Genomic DNA, 15,226 nt, shown 5'->3' on the forward strand with positions numbered 1-15,226 from the left:
ACTGTTATAATGTGAAAGTATATTTGTATGCTTTACTAATACGGATTTTATAATAGAAGAAACCGGTCTATTTTCGTTTGTTATAGAGTTAGAAAGGGGAGTTTTTCATGAACGAAGAGCAACGCAAACACGGGCAGCAGGCGAAGTCAGATATTCCAACGGACCAAAAATCCGAAAAGGATTACAGTAAGTACTTCCAAAGTGTCTACATTCCGCCATCATTGAAAGATGCGAAAAAACGCGGAAAAGAAGAAGTGAAATATCATAATGATTTTGCCATTGATGATCAGTATAGAGGATTGGGCGAAGGCAAGAAGTTCTACATCCGTACTTATGGCTGCCAGATGAATGAACATGACACAGAAGTCATGGCAGGGATTTTCATGGCCCTCGGCTATGAAGCGACATACACGACAGAAGATGCAGATGTCATCCTTTTGAATACATGTGCAATCCGGGAGAATGCTGAGAACAAGGTGTTCGGGGAACTCGGACATTTAAAGCACTTAAAGCGGGAAAAGCCTGACCTTTTGATCGGGGTTTGCGGCTGTATGTCCCAAGAAGAAGCGGTAGTAAATAAAATTTTGAAGACATATCAACAAGTGGATATGATTTTCGGGACCCACAATATCCACCGTCTTCCACAGATCTTATCAGATGCATACATGTCTAAAGCCATGGTCGTAGAGGTCTGGTCCAAAGAAGGGGATGTTATCGAAAACCTTCCCAAGGTCCGCCGCGGCAACATCAAAGCGTGGGTGAACATTATGTACGGGTGCGATAAATTCTGTACATACTGTATCGTTCCTTATACGCGCGGAAAAGAACGGAGCAGACGTCCAGAAGAAATCATTGCCGAAGTTCGGCACCTGGCAGCACAGGGTTACCAGGAGATCACACTTCTTGGTCAGAATGTAAATGCGTACGGTAAAGATATCGAAGACCTTGATCATTATGGACTGGGTGACTTGATGGATGAACTGCGTAAGATCGATATCCCGCGCATCCGTTTCACAACCAGCCACCCGAGGGATTTTGATGATCATTTGATTGAAATCCTTGCTAAGAAAGGGAACCTGGTGGAACATATACACTTGCCGGTTCAATCAGGCTCGACACCTGTCCTGAAAATTATGGCACGTAAGTACAATCGTGAGCAGTTCCTTGAACTGGTCAGGAAAATTAAATTGGCCATGCCTGATGTTGCATTGACAACAGACATCATTGTCGGTTACCCGAATGAAACGGAAGAGCAATTTGAAGAAACACTTTCACTTTACAGGGAAGTGGAATTCGAAGCGGCTTACACATATATTTACTCTCCTCGTGAAGGTACGCCGGCAGCCAAGATGAAAGACAATGTACCGATGGATGTCAAGAAAGACAGGTTAAGAAGACTGAATGCAGTCGTCCAGGAATATTCGGCAAAAGCACTGAAGAAATATGAGGGTACAACGGTTGAAGTCCTGGTTGATGGGGAAAGCAAGAAAAACCCCGATATACTAGCAGGATATACAAGAAGAAACAAGCTGGTGAACTTTAAAGCACCGAAAACAGCAATCGGAAAGATTGTAAAAGTTAAAATCACAGATACAAAGTCCTGGTCATTAGATGGTGAAATGGTAGAGGTTGGCCAGATAGGTTCAGAATTTCAAGAAGCGGCAGAGGTGAAGTAAGATGGCAAAATACACAAAAGACGATATCATGAAAAGAGCAGAAGAGCTGGCGGAAATGATCGCTGAAACAGAAGAAGTGGATTTCTTCAAGCGTGCTGAATCACAGATCCATGAAAATCAAAAAGTTCGTGAAATGATCGCAAGCATCAAAAGTCTGCAAAAGCAAGCTGTAAACTTCCAACACTACGGTAAAATAGAAGCATTGAAAATGGTGGAAGCAAAAATCGAAAACCTTGAAAAAGAAATCGATGAGATTCCAGTCGTGCAGCAATTCAAGGAATCGCAGACAGACGTCAATGATCTGCTTCAAATCGTGGCTTCCGTTATTTCCAACAACGTAACGGATCACATTATCGAATCAACAGGCGGAGACATTCTCCGCGGTGAAACCGGCTCCCAGGTTAAAAATTCAACTCCCGGAAGCTGCTCATAAACATTAAGGAAATATAATTGTATATTAAACAAGAACAATGCCATGAAGAGAATTCTCTTCATGGCATTGGTCTTTCTTAATAAAAAGGACTTTCTAGCGGTAAATTGGAGTGCAGGACGAAACCTCCCGACATTAAAGCGGAAGGGCTTAGAGGCGTGTGGCTTAAGGCAAATGGACCTGGAAAGCCCTCATTGCCTTCTTGGTCGGTTTGGCTTATGACATGTGCCTCTAACCCATGCAGCTAGACAAAAGAAAAGCGGAGGCGGCTTGCTCAGCCCCGACAAGCATAAGATGAATGGGCCGGAAAGGCGTTTTTTGCCTTTTTGGTCCATTTAGCTTATGACCTCGAGGGGCTAGCCGCCGGAGCTGGACAGGATCTGTCGCGAGAATGTGACGAGGAGGCTCACGGGCTACCCGCCGGAGCTGGACAGGATCTGTCGCGAGAATGTGACGAGGAGGCTCACGGGCTACCCGCCGAAAGCTAAGTCTTGCACTGAAATCAGTAGCGGTGTTAAAAAGTTGGTTTAAGTAACATAGGCGACATTATTATTGCCCCTATACCTTTTAGGGAACATTCAATAGGTATTCGCATACAATACATTATCTCGCAACAATCCCATTATGCAATAAAATTTTCTCGCACAAACACCTAGACAGTCGCATAAGATGAATTGAAAATGAATGAGGAGGTTCGCTCGAATGGCAGAATATAGAGAGATTATTACAAAAGCGGTCGTAGCGAAGGGACGTAAATTCACACAATCCCATCATACGATTAGCCCGCCGCATAATCCATCGAGCATTTTAGGCTGCTGGATCATCAATCACAAGTATGAAGCACACAAAGTAGGCAAGAAGGTGGAAATACACGGTTCATTTGAAGTAAACGTATGGTACTCTCACAGTGACAATACGAAAACATCCGTAGTAACTGAAAGAGTCGATTACTGTGATGAAATCAAACTCAAATACCGTGATCCGGATGTCCTCGATGATATCGAAGTTTGTGCGCGCGTACTTCAACAGCCGAATTGCTGCGAAGCGGTGATTTCACCAAACGGTAATAAAATCATTGTTCATGTTGAACGGGAGATCCTGGTAGAAGTTATCGGGGAAACCAAGGTCTGTGTGCTTGTTAATCCTGAAGGCTGCGATGATGATGACTGGGATTGCGATCTAGATGATGAAGAATTCGAAGAGCTAGACCCAGACTTCTTAGAGGGAGTAGAAGAATAGCATGTGCTAGGAAGACGGCCTCTTCCTAGTTTTTCTTCTGCAATACTCAATAAAGAGATGGCTCATTTCCAAACTTTTAACCATACATGAAGGAATAATGATGAATATCTTACAAGAGCGTCTCATGGATGCTCTTTTTTATTTTTTTAAAAGGCTGTTTTCTAAAAGTTTGTTGCTTTTCGTACATTGGTCAGTAGTTGGGATGCAGCTTGTGAACGTGCTCTTTTCGAACTCAAGCTTAAACAAAAAACAGGCGTACAACTCGAAAATACCCAAGTTCCGGTATTTTCTTGCGTGTAAAGCAACAAAGTATGCGAAAAGAGCTTTATAAAACTAAAAGGCAGCTGTTTGCAAGCTGCCAATCTGGTGATTTAAAAAATAAAAAAAAGACTGATCACAGCACAGGTAACAGAGGCAATCAATCCAGTCAGCAATGGTTTAAAACCAAGCTGAGATAAATCTTTCAGCCTGACCCCAAGTCCGACCGCAGCCATCACCATGATGATCATGAACTTCGAAAGTGAATTAAGGGTTTCTTCTACAAATACTGGTATGACTCCAATGGTATGAAGTATCGATACTCCGAGAAAAAGGAAGATGAACCACGGAAAAGCTTTCTTTAATGATACTGCACCAGCAGAAGCCTCGTCCCTTAACATAAATGGGAGGAGAAACATGACAGGGATCAAAAAGAGGGTACGGGCCAGTTTCACAGTAGTGGCAACCTCACCCGAAATATCACCATAACTGTAACCGACAGCTACGGCGGAGGATGTATCATGAACGGCAGTCCCAGCCCATATCCCGAATGCTTGCTGGGATAATCCCAGCAGATGTCCGATAATCGGATAAAAAATGAATGCAATTATATTGAAGAAAACGATAGTGGACAATGCGTATGCTGTTTCATTCTCTTTTGCCCCGATGATTCCCTTTACAGCAGAAATAGCAGTGGCTCCGCAGATGCTCGTTCCTATCCCGATCAATAGACTCAGCCTGGTGTTGATGCCCAGTAACCTGCCCACTGCATAGGTGACACTGATGCCAACGGTGACTGAAATAAAAATGATCCATAATGCCGATTGTCCGATTTTCATAATTTCCAAGAGGCTCAACCCCACTCCAAGGAATACAATGGCCACTTTTAACAGCTTCTTTAACGTGAATTGTATGCCGGGGTCCCACGAGCTTGGAAGATTGATTGCATTCCGCAGAATCATTCCGATGATAATGGCGAATAAAAGGCTTCCGGCCAGTGGAAACCACGAGCCTAATACTTTTGAAATCATACTGATTATTAAAATGAAAACAATCCCGATCGTTTCCTTAGGGAGGAATTTCTTTAATTGTTTATGCACTGTTGCAGCTCCTTCTTTAAAAATCCATTTTCTAAGTATAATATATTATGAGAGTAAAGGGGAACCAAAACCGTAGACTTTTTATGTTACTATAGAAAGATACTCAAAGTTTTTTGTTGAAAGGATTTTATTATGAAAAAGACATTAGTGCTTGCAGAAAAACCTTCTGTGGGCAGAGATATTGCAAGGGTGCTGAATTGCACGAAAAAGGGTAATGGATTTATTGAAGGAAATAAATATATCGTGACCTGGGCACTGGGGCATCTTGTCACACTCGCAGATCCAGAGACTTATGATGACAAATACAAATCATGGAATCTGGAAGATCTGCCTATGATGCCTGCAGCATTGAAACTTGTGGTGATCAAGAAAACCGGAAAGCAGTTCAATGCAGTAAAATCGCAGATGAACCGTCAGGATGTCGGTGAAATTGTCATTGCCACGGATGCGGGACGGGAAGGGGAACTCGTTGCACGCTGGATCATCGAAAAAGCGAGAGTGCAAAAACCTCTTAAACGGCTTTGGATCTCTTCCGTGACGGATAAAGCGATTAAAGAAGGATTCAATAAGCTCAAGGACGCAAAAGGTTATGAAAATTTATATCAGGCTGCCCAGGCAAGGTCAGAAGCAGACTGGTATGTAGGCATGAACGCAACAAGGGCATTGACGACCAAGTATAATGCTCAGCTTTCCTGCGGGCGGGTGCAGACCCCCACATTGAGTATAATCGAACAGAGGGAAGAGGAAATCAAGAAGTTCAATCCTAAGACGTATTACGGCATTAAAGCGGTTACGGATAAAGGCACCTTTCTATGGACTAACTCAAAAGGGGATACAAAAACGTTCTCCCAAGATGAAATCAATAGTATCCTGACGTCACTGAAAAATGTGAAAAGCGGCACTGTCCATTCAGTGAAAACGACGTTGAAAAAACAATATGCACCGTCGCTCTATGACTTGACGGAATTACAAAAAGATGCCTATAAGATCTATGGGTTCGGTGCCAAAGAAACACTGTCGATCATGCAAAAGCTTTATGAACAGCATAAACTCGTAACCTATCCGCGTACCGACAGTAAGCATCTGTCATCTGATATTACGGATACACTAAAGGACCGTCTGAAGGCAGTCAACGTCCAGCCTTACCGCCCTGCTGTAAATAAAGCTCTGCAAAGCTCCATGAAGCTGTCTAACGCATATGTAGATGACCGGAAAGTAAGTGATCACCATGCGATCATCCCCACTGAGGAGACGGCTTTCTTTGGAAAGCTTTCTGACAGGGAATCAAAAATTTATGACTTGATCGTGAAACGTTTTCTCGCGATATTCCTGCCTCCATATCAATATGAACAGACGAGAGTTGAAATGACTGTCGGCAAGGTGCATTTCCATACAAAAGGCAAAAGGGTAAAAGAAAAAGGCTGGAAAGATGTATATGGATTTGAAACGGATGAAGATCAGTTACTGGGGAAAATGGAAAAAGGGACTGAACTCAGACTGCTTTCTATAAGCGAAACGGAAGGGCAGACCACTCCTCCTGGCCGTTTTAATGAGGGGACGCTGCTTGCCGCGATGGAAAATCCAACAGGATTCATGAAAGAAAGCAACAAGGAGCTTTTGGAAACGATAGGGGAGACAGGCGGCCTTGGAACGGTTGCAACCCGCGCCGACATCATTGATAAGCTCTTTAACTCAAGATCGATGGAACAAAGAGGGAAAGAAATCCACCTTACTTCCAAAGGAAAGCAATTACTGGACCTGGCGCCTGAAGAGCTGCGTTCACCTTCCCTCACAGCCGAGTGGGAGCTGAAACTGGATAAAATCGCGAAAGGGTCCATGAAAAAACGAGAATTTATTGAAGAAATAAAAACATATACGAAAAAGTCCGTTCATGAAATTAAAAATTCCAATAAAAAATTCTCACATGATAACCTGACCGGAACAAAATGTCCTGATTGCGGAAACCTCATGCTTGAGATTAAAAATAAAAACGGAAAGAAATTGGTTTGCCAGGACCGGGAATGCGGTCATCGTAAAAATATCAGCAAGAAAACAAATGCCCGTTGCCCGAATTGTCATAAACGTTTAGAACTTCGCGGAGAAGGAGACGGCCAGCTGTTCGTGTGCGTATGCGGCCATAAAGAAAAACTTTCAACCTTCAATGAGCGGAGAAAGAAAGAGAAGCACAATAAGGCAAGTAAGCGGGATGTGAATCAATACTTAAAGACGCAGCAAAAAGATGAACCGGTGAACACGGCCCTCGCCGATGCTCTCGCAAAATTAAAACTTGATCAATAGTAAATGGAAAAGATAGGGACCACTGATAAAGTCCCTATCTTTTTTATGATTATATTGATAGAATATTCATAATAATATAAAGATTGAGGTGAGCATGATGACGCCTGTTACTGTAAAAGGTTTCTTCACAGCCATACAAGAAGGTAACGCTGAAGTTGTAGAAAAGTCATTACAAGCAGATACTAATCTATGTAATGCAGAGGACGAAAACGGGTTGATTGCACTCGGGGTTGCAGCACACTATGGACAGCTGGAGATTGTCCGGCTATTAATGAATTACGGGGCCGATATTAATTCTGCTTCAAATTCAAAAGTTTCATATATTCCTTCCAATAGTGCCCTGCACGCAGCAATAGCTGGGAAAGCCCCTAATGAAATGATAGAGTTCCTGCTGCTCGAAGGCGCAGATATCAACAGCATTGACTCAGCTGGTTATTCTCCTATGCATATCGCAGCTTTTGACGGGGATGAAGACTTAGTCTTGCTGCTTCTGAAATTCAAGGGTGACCCAGAGAGCAGGAATGCAGTCAGTCAGAAATCACCTTATGAAATCGCACATGATAGAGGGAACAGCGGTTTCATAAACGCATGTGAGAGCTACTCAAATCAAATTTAATTTAGCCCGTTTACCCATGAAGCCAGCCGGCTTCTTTTTTTATTGTGAAAAAGCACCCAGGATCCAAGTTTTTATAGGGGTAAAATCGAAAAAATTTTTCCGATCAATGTAATCCCTTACATCATTGGTGCATAGGGAAATTTAAGAACACTTAATTAGTATATATTATCTGAAAAAATAATCTTTTTAGAAAATTCTGTTGTTATTTGTCGTCTGACGTATTACAATGAATCTTAATTTCATCGAGGGGAGGACATCTAGATGCTGACATTTCTTGCATCAGTCTGTATTTTAGTAGCTGGTTATTTTATTTATTCAAAGGTGGTAGAAAAGATTTTCGGTATTGATGACGGGAATGTCACACCTGCCTATGCAAGTAAAGACGGATTTGATTACATGCCGATGAGCTGGTGGAAGGCAAGCCTGGTCCAATTACTGAATATCGCGGGGCTTGGTCCGATTTTTGGTGCCATACTCGGTGCTTTGTATGGACCGGTTGCATTCATTTGGATCGTTATCGGTACACTTTTTGCAGGAGCAGTCCATGATTATTTCTCCGGCATGTTGTCACTGCGTCATAATGGAGCTCAATTTCCTTCATTAGTAGGCAGATACTTGGGGAGACATGTTCGGTCAGTAATGAATATTCTTTCAATCATCTTGATGATATTGGTTGCAGCAGCATTTACTTCAGGGCCTGCTCAATTGATGGCCGAAGTGACACCTTTATCATTCATGGCATCATTAATAATCATTTTTACATATTTCATTCTTGCCACAGTGCTGCCAATCAACAAAATTATCGGAAAGATTTACCCGATTTTCGGTGCAGTCCTGGTATTCATGGCCTTGGCAATCGGGATAGGATTGTTCTTCTTTGAACACCCCGTTCCCAACCTTACATTTGCCAACTTGCATCCTCAGGAGCTTCCATTATGGCCATTGTTGATGGTAACTGTTTCGTGCGGTGCGATTTCAGGTTTTCACTCCACACAAAGTCCGATCCTGGCAAGGACGCTTAAGAAGGAAAGCGAAGGGCGAAAAGTATTCTATGGAGCAATGGTTGCAGAGGGGATCATCGCATTAATCTGGGCTGCTGCCGGGATGGCTTTCTTCAATGGGACGGGAGGACTTCAGGAAGCACTTGCTGCAGGGGGCCCTGCAGGAGTTGTAAATGAAATCAGCAAAACGACTCTTGGAACATTGGGCGGCATTCTTGCGGTACTGGGTGTCATCATCCTCCCGATCACAACCGGAGATACTGCACTGCGTTCCTCGAGAATGATGCTTGCAGATCTATTATTTGATTGGAGAAAGGAAGAATTGAAAGGGAAATGGCTGCCGGGGCTGCTCGTTATCCCTGTAGCACTTCCCACTTTCCTGCTGACTCAGATTGATTATACATTCCTTTGGAGATATGTCGGCTGGTCGAACCAAGTAGTGGCGACTGTCATGTTATGGACGGCAGCTGTTTATCTGCTTCAAAATCAGAAGTTTCATTGGATCTGCAGTCTCCCGGCTCTGTTCATGACAGCTGTGGTAAGCTCATATATCTTTTACGCACCGGAAGGTTTCCACCTTCCTTACAAAGAATCCATGATCATAGGAGCCGTCATCTGGACAGCCGTCCTCATCTGGTTCATCCGCCAGCTCCTGAAATATCGTCCAATCGGACAGAAGTCGTTAAACTTAAAATCAGTAAACTCATAACTTATTGAGGCTGGAACAAAAGTATTTTAGTATAATTAAAAACCGAACGAATTTGCCTGGGATGCAACTCGTTCGGTTTTTTATGATGTTCACATATGATATTTACTAGTCTCAGCTCTTTCCAGAGGTTGATTGGAATGCAAGGCGAAGACTCCTGAGGGAAGAATATTGATGTGAGCCCGAGATTTATTAACTTGTGGTTTAAGATATAAGATACGAAAAAAAATAGAAGCCTAAGAATATGACTTATGTCATGTGCCTCCAAGCCCTGCAGCTGGACAGTTCCCCATTGTAAATTAAGAGGAGGCTCACCAACCGCCCGCGGAAAGCGAAGTTTTGCAGGGAAATCATTAGCGGAATAAAGAACCTATACTAATATTGTCAGTCTTTATAGGGTAGCATTTAAATCTGTCCCAGTCTCATTTTTGTTTCTAATAATTTCTGAATATTTTGTCGATAATTAACGAAGTTTTCCAAAGAGAAACCCTGATTATTTTACAAAATTCGCAGAACGCTTATGCTAACGTTATATCAACTCCTATAAATAGTTTATTCTATTTTTAGAATATACATAATGACCAATAGTCAAAGGAGCTGATTTTACATAGTGTATAGTGCAATTACTTTTTGTACAAGTTAAAATGAGTTGAAAAGACAAAATATTCAGACATTACTAAATCCGTGAAAATCAGTAAGCGTGCTTCTATAATCAACAAACCTGTAAGCGCTTACTATTTTATTTAATCTATCAGTCTAGGAGGAATAGGGATGTCAGACAAAGTGAAAATTGGTCTTATTCAAGCTTCTCATGATGTGGACGGAAGCGAACCGGTAGAGGTCCATAAAGAAGAATCAATTAAAAAACACATTCAGTTGGTAAGGGACGCAGCAAAAAAAGGTGCTCAAATCATTTGTCTGCAGGAGATTTTCTACGGACCGTATTTTTGCTCGGAACAAAATCCCAAATGGTATGATTCTGCAGAGGAAATTCCAAATGGCCCTACTACGAAACGCTTTCAGGATCTTGCAAAGGAACTGAATGTCGTCATCGTCCTGCCAATCTATGAAAGAGAAGGTATAGCTACCTATTACAATACAGCTGCCGTGATCGATGCAGACGGATCATATCTGGGCAAATACCGGAAACAGCATATCCCGCACGTTGCAGTCGGCAGTGAAGGGTATGGCTTCTGGGAGAAATACTATTTTAAGCCGGGAAATCTTGGCTATCCGGTATTTGATACGGCTTATGCCAAAGTGGGTGTTTACATCTGTTATGACCGCCACTTCCCTGAAGGTGCCAGATTATTAGGGTTAAAGGGAGCCGAAGTCGTTTTTAATCCGTCTGCGACAGTGGCGGGGCTTTCTGAATATTTATGGAAGCTGGAGCAGCCCGCACATGCGGTTGCGAACGGTTATTATCTTGGGGCAATCAACCGTGTAGGTTATGAGGGGCCATGGAATATGGGTGAATTTTATGGACAGTCCTATCTGGTAGATCCCCGCGGAGGATTTGTCTCAATCGGGAGCAGGGATAAGGACGAAGTGATAATCGGGGAAATGGACAAGAAAATGATCCGGGAGGTAAGGGATACCTGGCAGTTTTACCGGGACAGAAGACCTGAGACATACAACGAAATGACAGCATTGCTGCCTTAAGTACTGCTGCTTCTTTTGAAAATAAGGCTGACATCGACACGCTCTTAGCATGTATTCTTTGTCGGCCTGCATTTATTTGTTCAGTGAATTCATTACAGGGTGAATAGGGGGAAACTATTTTGTCCAAAGCATTATCACTGTTGAATCTTGAAGAGAATTTCCAGGAGGCCCATGAAGGTTTATCCAAAAGGGATGCCTTGGAAGAAGCGAATCGATGTTTGTACTGCTATGATGCACCTTGTATACAAGCATGTCCCACCGGAATTGATATTCCTTCTTTCATAAAGAAGATAGCATCGGGGAACCTGAAAGGTTCTGCAAGAACGATCATGAGTTCGAATCCAGTCGGAGCAAGTTGTTCAAGGGTGTGCCCGACTGAAGAATTATGCGAAGGCTCATGTGTTCTCAATCACTCCACAAAACCGATCATGATCGGTGATCTGCAGCGGTACGCCACCGACTGGGCCCGGCATAATGAAGCTGTCTTATTTGAAGCTGGGGAGCCGAACGGCAAGAAGGTCGGAATTGTCGGCGGGGGCCCGGCAGGTCTTTCGGCAGCAAGGGAATTGGCGCGCTTTGGTTATGGAGTGACGATCTACGAAGCTGCGGAAGAAGCCGGGGGATTGAATACTTATGGCATTGTTTCTTTCCGGCTGCCTCAAAGCATCTCGTTCTGGGAAGTAGATCAAGTCCGAAAGTTAAATGTGGAAATACGGACAAATACAAAGGTCGGGAAAGATATTTCTGCAGAAGAAATACTCGACAGTCATGACTATGTCATCCTCGCGGCAGGCATGTCCCATGTTCCGCCGCTTGGTATTGAAGGGGAACACCTTGATGGGGTGTACGATGCGATCGAATTTGTGAAATCAACAAAAAGCGGTGAGATTTCAAAAGAGTATGTAGGGAAGAAAGTTGTTGTCATAGGGGCAGGAAATACAGCTATAGACGGCGCGACATGCTCAGTCCGGCTCGGAGCGGAAAATGTAAAAATTCTGTACCGCCGTACGCTTGAAGAGATGACTGCTTATGATTTCGAGTATGAGTTTGCCAAACAGGACGGGGTTGAATTCCGCTGGCTGACGGCCCCTAAGAGAATAATCGGAAACGAAGAAGGCAGGGTCATCGGAATCGAATGCTTGAAAATGAAACTTGGTGAGCCGGGAGAAGATGGACGACGGCGTCCTGTCCAGGTAGAAGGGTCGGAGTTCACATTGCCGGTAGATGCTGTCATTAAGGCGATCGGGCAGACAAGGCATAATTCCTTAATCCAACAATTTAAATTAGAGCATAAGGACGGCGTTGTGAAAGTCGATAAAGAGACACTTCAAACGTCCAATCCGAAGGTGCTTGCCTGTGGAGATGTGATATTCGGTAAAGGCATAGGGGAAGCGATGGTCGTTACAGCCGCGGAACAAGGAAAGCGGGCTGCTTATCATCTGCACAGTAAACTGACGTCTCTTCAGGTGAATTAAGATTTGTTACAGGGGGGAAACACATGGCAAATTTAAGTATTGACTTAGCAGGGATTAAATCACCCAATCCTTTTTGGCTGGCCTCGGCACCACCGACAAACTCGGGCTATCAGGTGCAGCGGGCGTTTGAAGCCGGATGGGGAGGGGCAGTATGGAAAACGCTCGGGGAACCGATCATCAACGTCTCGTCAAGGTTTGCCGCAGTAGGTTTTAACGGTCAGCGTGTTGCGGGCTTCAACAACATCGAGCTCATTACGGACCGGCCGTTGGAAGTGAATCTAAAGGAAATATACGAAACAAAAAAGCGTTTTCCGAATCATGCCATCATCGCTTCCCTTATGGTCGAGCCAAAGCAGGAGAAATGGCATGAAATCGTAAAAAAAGTGGAGGACATCGGGGTAGACGGATTAGAGCTTAACTTCGGCTGTCCGCACGGAATGGCTGAGAGAGGAATGGGCGCTGCGTCAGGACAGGTGCCAGAGCTGGTCGAAAAACAGACGTATTGGGTAAAAGAGGTTGCCAAAACGCCTGTCATTGTTAAATTGACTCCGAATATCACAGATATAACCGTTACGGCAGAATCAGCGGTGAAAGGCGGCGCTGATGCTGTGAGCATGATCAATACGATCAACAGCCTGGCCGGGGTCGACCTTGACAGCTGGAATACCATTCCTCATGTTGCCGGAAAAGGCGCTCACGGTGGCTACTGCGGTCCTGCTGTCAAGCCGATTGCCCTGAATATGGTGGCAGAATGCGCTCGGAATCCCCGCATTAATGTACCCATTTCAGGAATGGGAGGCGTTTCAAATTGGCAGGACGCCGTTGAATATATGCTGATGGGAGCGACGGGAGTGCAGGTTTGTACTGCAGCCATGCATCATGGTTTCAGAATAGTTGAGGACATGCTTGATGGATTGAATAATTATCTTGACGAAAAAGGTATAGCATCCGTTCAGGAGCTGGTAGGGAAATCAGTTCCGAAATATTCTGATTGGGGGAATTTAGACCTTAACTACAGCATCGTGGCAAAAATCAACAATGATGTATGCATCAATTGCAATAAATGCCATATCGCCTGCGAAGATACCTCGCATCAATGCATCGACATGCTTAAAGATCCTCATGGAAACAGTTATTTAAAAGTACGCGAAGAAGATTGTGTCGGATGTAATTTATGCTCGATCGTCTGTCCGGTTGATGGAGCGATCGATATGATCGAAGTACCGAGCGGACATATGCCGATGACATGGAATGAACGCCAGGCTGCCGTCGGGAAGTTAACGCAGTGTGAAACGAATGCAGTGAAATAATCGGGAGGGTGAATGATGAAAAAAATCATTAAAAACGGAACAATCGTCACAGCAGCAGATATGTATAAGGCAGATGTCCTTATAAAAGGAGAAAAAATCATTAGTATAGGAAAAGATTTCGATGAGAATGAGGCAGAAATCATTGATGCAGAAGGGAAGTATATCTTCCCCGGTGGAATTGACCCGCATACCCATTTGGAAATGCCGTTCGGCGGAACCGTCTCTAAAGATGATTTTGAAACAGGAACGATTGCTGCTGCCTTCGGCGGGACGACGACCCTCATTGATTTCTGTCTGACTGATAAAGGAAAGCCGCTTCAAAATGCGATCGACACCTGGCACGCAAAGTCAAAAGATAAGGCAGTGATTGATTACAGCTTTCACTTGATGATCGGAGAAATCAATGAGGAAGTATTAAGCCAGCTTCCGCAGGTGATTGAAAATGAGGGAATTACTTCCTTTAAAGTGTTCATGGCATATAAAAATGTGTTCCAGGCTGATGATGAGACATTGTTCCGTACACTCGTGGCGGCAAAAGAACTTGGTGCCCTTGTAATGGTGCATGCGGAAAACGGGGACGTCATCGAGTATTTAACTGAAAAAGCACTTGCAGAAGGAAAAACAGACCCAATTTATCATGCTTTGACAAGGCCGCCTGAGCTGGAAGGGGAAGCTACGGGGAGAGCAGCCAAGCTGACAGGGCTTGCTGATTCACAACTGTATGTAGTACATGTATCCTGTTCGGAAGCGGTAAAGCAAATCGCCGAAGCCAGAAGCAAGGGGTTGAACGTATGGGGAGAAACCTGCCCTCAATATCTGGTGCTCGATCAATCTTACTTGGAACGTCCTAATTTCGAAGGTGCGAAGTATGTATGGTCTCCTCCGCTCCGTGAAAAGTGGAACCAGGAAGTATTATGGAACGCCCTGAAAAGCGGCGAGCTCCAGACTCTGGGGTCAGATCAATGTTCTTTCGACTTCAAAGGCCAAAAAGAATTGGGACTCGGGGATTTTACGAAAATACCAAATGGCGGGCCAATCATCGAGGACCGTGTATCCATCTTATTTTCGGAAGGAGTGGAAAAAGGGAGAATCACATTAAATCAGTTCGTAGATATCATGTCCACGAGGAGTGCGAAGCTATTTGGACTTTATCCGCAGAAAGGAACCATTGCTGCAGGATCAGATGCTGATGTGGTGATTTTCGATCCGGATGCGGAGCGTGTCATTTCTGCTGAGAACCACCATATGGCAGCAGACTATAACCCGTTTGAAGGGATGAAGGTCAAAGGTGAAGCTGTCTCTGTTCTATCCAGAGGTGAATTCGTCATCAAAGATAAAGAGTTTGTGGGCAAATTGGGGAAAGGAAAGTATATCAAGAGAGCCAGATACGGTACTCAGCTTTCAAGGGAAGAGAGAGAAAACTTGCAGCCTTCTAAATCCTAGCAGCACTCTACT

General features: G+C 43.9%; 11 protein-coding genes. 10 read left to right on the forward strand and 1 reads right to left on the reverse strand.

The features are described 5' to 3' along the window. Positions 1 to 107: 107 nt before the first annotated feature. The 3 genes from miaB (at position 108) to ACKA06_RS03980 (ending at position 3,345) form a co-directional block, all read left to right on the forward strand. Positions 108 to 1,676: a tRNA (N6-isopentenyl adenosine(37)-C2)-methylthiotransferase MiaB gene (gene miaB / locus ACKA06_RS03970; protein ID WP_197670789.1), complete on the forward strand. Its 1,569-nt coding sequence runs from the start codon at positions 108 to 110 to the stop codon at positions 1,674 to 1,676. Between the two features lies 1 nt (position 1,677). Continuing rightward, positions 1,678 to 2,109 carry a RicAFT regulatory complex protein RicA family protein gene (locus ACKA06_RS03975; protein WP_032088755.1) on the forward strand — a complete coding sequence of 144 codons (432 nt, stop codon included), beginning with the start codon at positions 1,678 to 1,680 and terminating at the stop codon, positions 2,107 to 2,109. 699 nt (positions 2,110 to 2,808) lie between these two features. Next, a complete protein-coding gene (locus ACKA06_RS03980; protein WP_032088754.1) occupies positions 2,809 to 3,345 on the forward strand; it encodes an outer spore coat protein CotE in 537 nt (178 codons plus the stop codon). A gap of 371 nt (positions 3,346 to 3,716) precedes the next feature. On the opposite strand, the gene ACKA06_RS03985 is transcribed toward ACKA06_RS03980, so the two are convergent. Continuing rightward, positions 3,717 to 4,703, reverse strand: a complete 987-nt coding sequence (locus tag ACKA06_RS03985) for a YeiH family protein (RefSeq protein WP_411159023.1) — start codon at positions 4,701 to 4,703, stop codon at positions 3,717 to 3,719. A gap of 132 nt (positions 4,704 to 4,835) precedes the next feature. Here ACKA06_RS03985 and ACKA06_RS03990 point away from each other — a divergent pair, with 132 nt between their 5' ends. The 7 genes from ACKA06_RS03990 to hydA all read left to right on the forward strand — a co-directional run bounded on the left by ACKA06_RS03990 (position 4,836) and on the right by hydA (position 15,214). Further along, entirely contained in the window at positions 4,836 to 7,001 is a 2,166-nt protein-coding gene (locus tag ACKA06_RS03990) for a DNA topoisomerase III (RefSeq protein WP_411159024.1), read from the forward strand. Between the two features lie 97 nt (positions 7,002 to 7,098). Continuing rightward, positions 7,099 to 7,617 carry an ankyrin repeat domain-containing protein gene (locus ACKA06_RS03995; RefSeq protein ID WP_058298455.1) on the forward strand — a complete coding sequence of 173 codons (519 nt, stop codon included), beginning with the start codon at positions 7,099 to 7,101 and terminating at the stop codon, positions 7,615 to 7,617. 261 nt (positions 7,618 to 7,878) lie between these two features. Further along, on the forward strand, positions 7,879 to 9,327 hold the full coding sequence (locus ACKA06_RS04000) for a carbon starvation CstA family protein (protein WP_411159025.1): 1,449 nt from the start codon (positions 7,879 to 7,881) through the stop codon (positions 9,325 to 9,327). A gap of 768 nt (positions 9,328 to 10,095) precedes the next feature. After that, positions 10,096 to 10,986: a nitrilase-related carbon-nitrogen hydrolase gene (locus ACKA06_RS04005; protein WP_064565825.1), complete on the forward strand. Its 891-nt coding sequence runs from the start codon at positions 10,096 to 10,098 to the stop codon at positions 10,984 to 10,986. A 119-nt stretch (positions 10,987 to 11,105) separates the two neighbouring features. After that, positions 11,106 to 12,461 (forward strand): NAD(P)-dependent oxidoreductase, encoded by a 1,356-nt coding sequence (locus ACKA06_RS04010; RefSeq protein ID WP_411159026.1) that lies wholly within the window; start codon positions 11,106 to 11,108, stop codon positions 12,459 to 12,461. Positions 12,462 to 12,484: 23 nt separating this feature from the next. Continuing rightward, on the forward strand, positions 12,485 to 13,771 hold the full coding sequence (gene preA / locus ACKA06_RS04015) for an NAD-dependent dihydropyrimidine dehydrogenase subunit PreA (RefSeq protein WP_197670794.1): 1,287 nt from the start codon (positions 12,485 to 12,487) through the stop codon (positions 13,769 to 13,771). 15 nt (positions 13,772 to 13,786) lie between these two features. Continuing rightward, positions 13,787 to 15,214, forward strand: coding sequence for a dihydropyrimidinase (hydA, locus tag ACKA06_RS04020; RefSeq protein ID WP_197670795.1), 1,428 nt, complete (start codon positions 13,787 to 13,789; stop codon positions 15,212 to 15,214). The last annotated feature ends 12 nt before the right edge of the window (positions 15,215 to 15,226 follow it).

The sequence above is a fragment of the Rossellomorea oryzaecorticis genome (genome assembly GCF_045897515.1).
GTDB lineage: Bacteria > Bacillota > Bacilli > Bacillales > Bacillaceae_B > Rossellomorea > Rossellomorea enclensis.

Bases quoted from the DNA above. Each gene is read 5' to 3' on its own strand.
- miaB (WP_197670789.1), top strand. From the start codon at position 108: ATGAACGAAGAGCAACGCAAACACGGGCAGCAGGCGAAGTCAGATATT.
- ACKA06_RS03975 (WP_032088755.1), top strand. From the start codon at position 1,678: ATGGCAAAATACACAAAAGACGATATCATGAAAAGAGCAGAAGAGCTG.
- ACKA06_RS03980 (WP_032088754.1), top strand. From the start codon at position 2,809: ATGGCAGAATATAGAGAGATTATTACAAAAGCGGTCGTAGCGAAGGGA.
- ACKA06_RS03990 (WP_411159024.1), top strand. From the start codon at position 4,836: ATGAAAAAGACATTAGTGCTTGCAGAAAAACCTTCTGTGGGCAGAGAT.
- ACKA06_RS03995 (WP_058298455.1), top strand. From the start codon at position 7,099: ATGACGCCTGTTACTGTAAAAGGTTTCTTCACAGCCATACAAGAAGGT.
- ACKA06_RS04000 (WP_411159025.1), top strand. From the start codon at position 7,879: ATGCTGACATTTCTTGCATCAGTCTGTATTTTAGTAGCTGGTTATTTT.
- ACKA06_RS04005 (WP_064565825.1), top strand. From the start codon at position 10,096: ATGTCAGACAAAGTGAAAATTGGTCTTATTCAAGCTTCTCATGATGTG.
- preA (WP_197670794.1), top strand. From the start codon at position 12,485: ATGGCAAATTTAAGTATTGACTTAGCAGGGATTAAATCACCCAATCCT.
- hydA (WP_197670795.1), top strand. From the start codon at position 13,787: ATGAAAAAAATCATTAAAAACGGAACAATCGTCACAGCAGCAGATATG.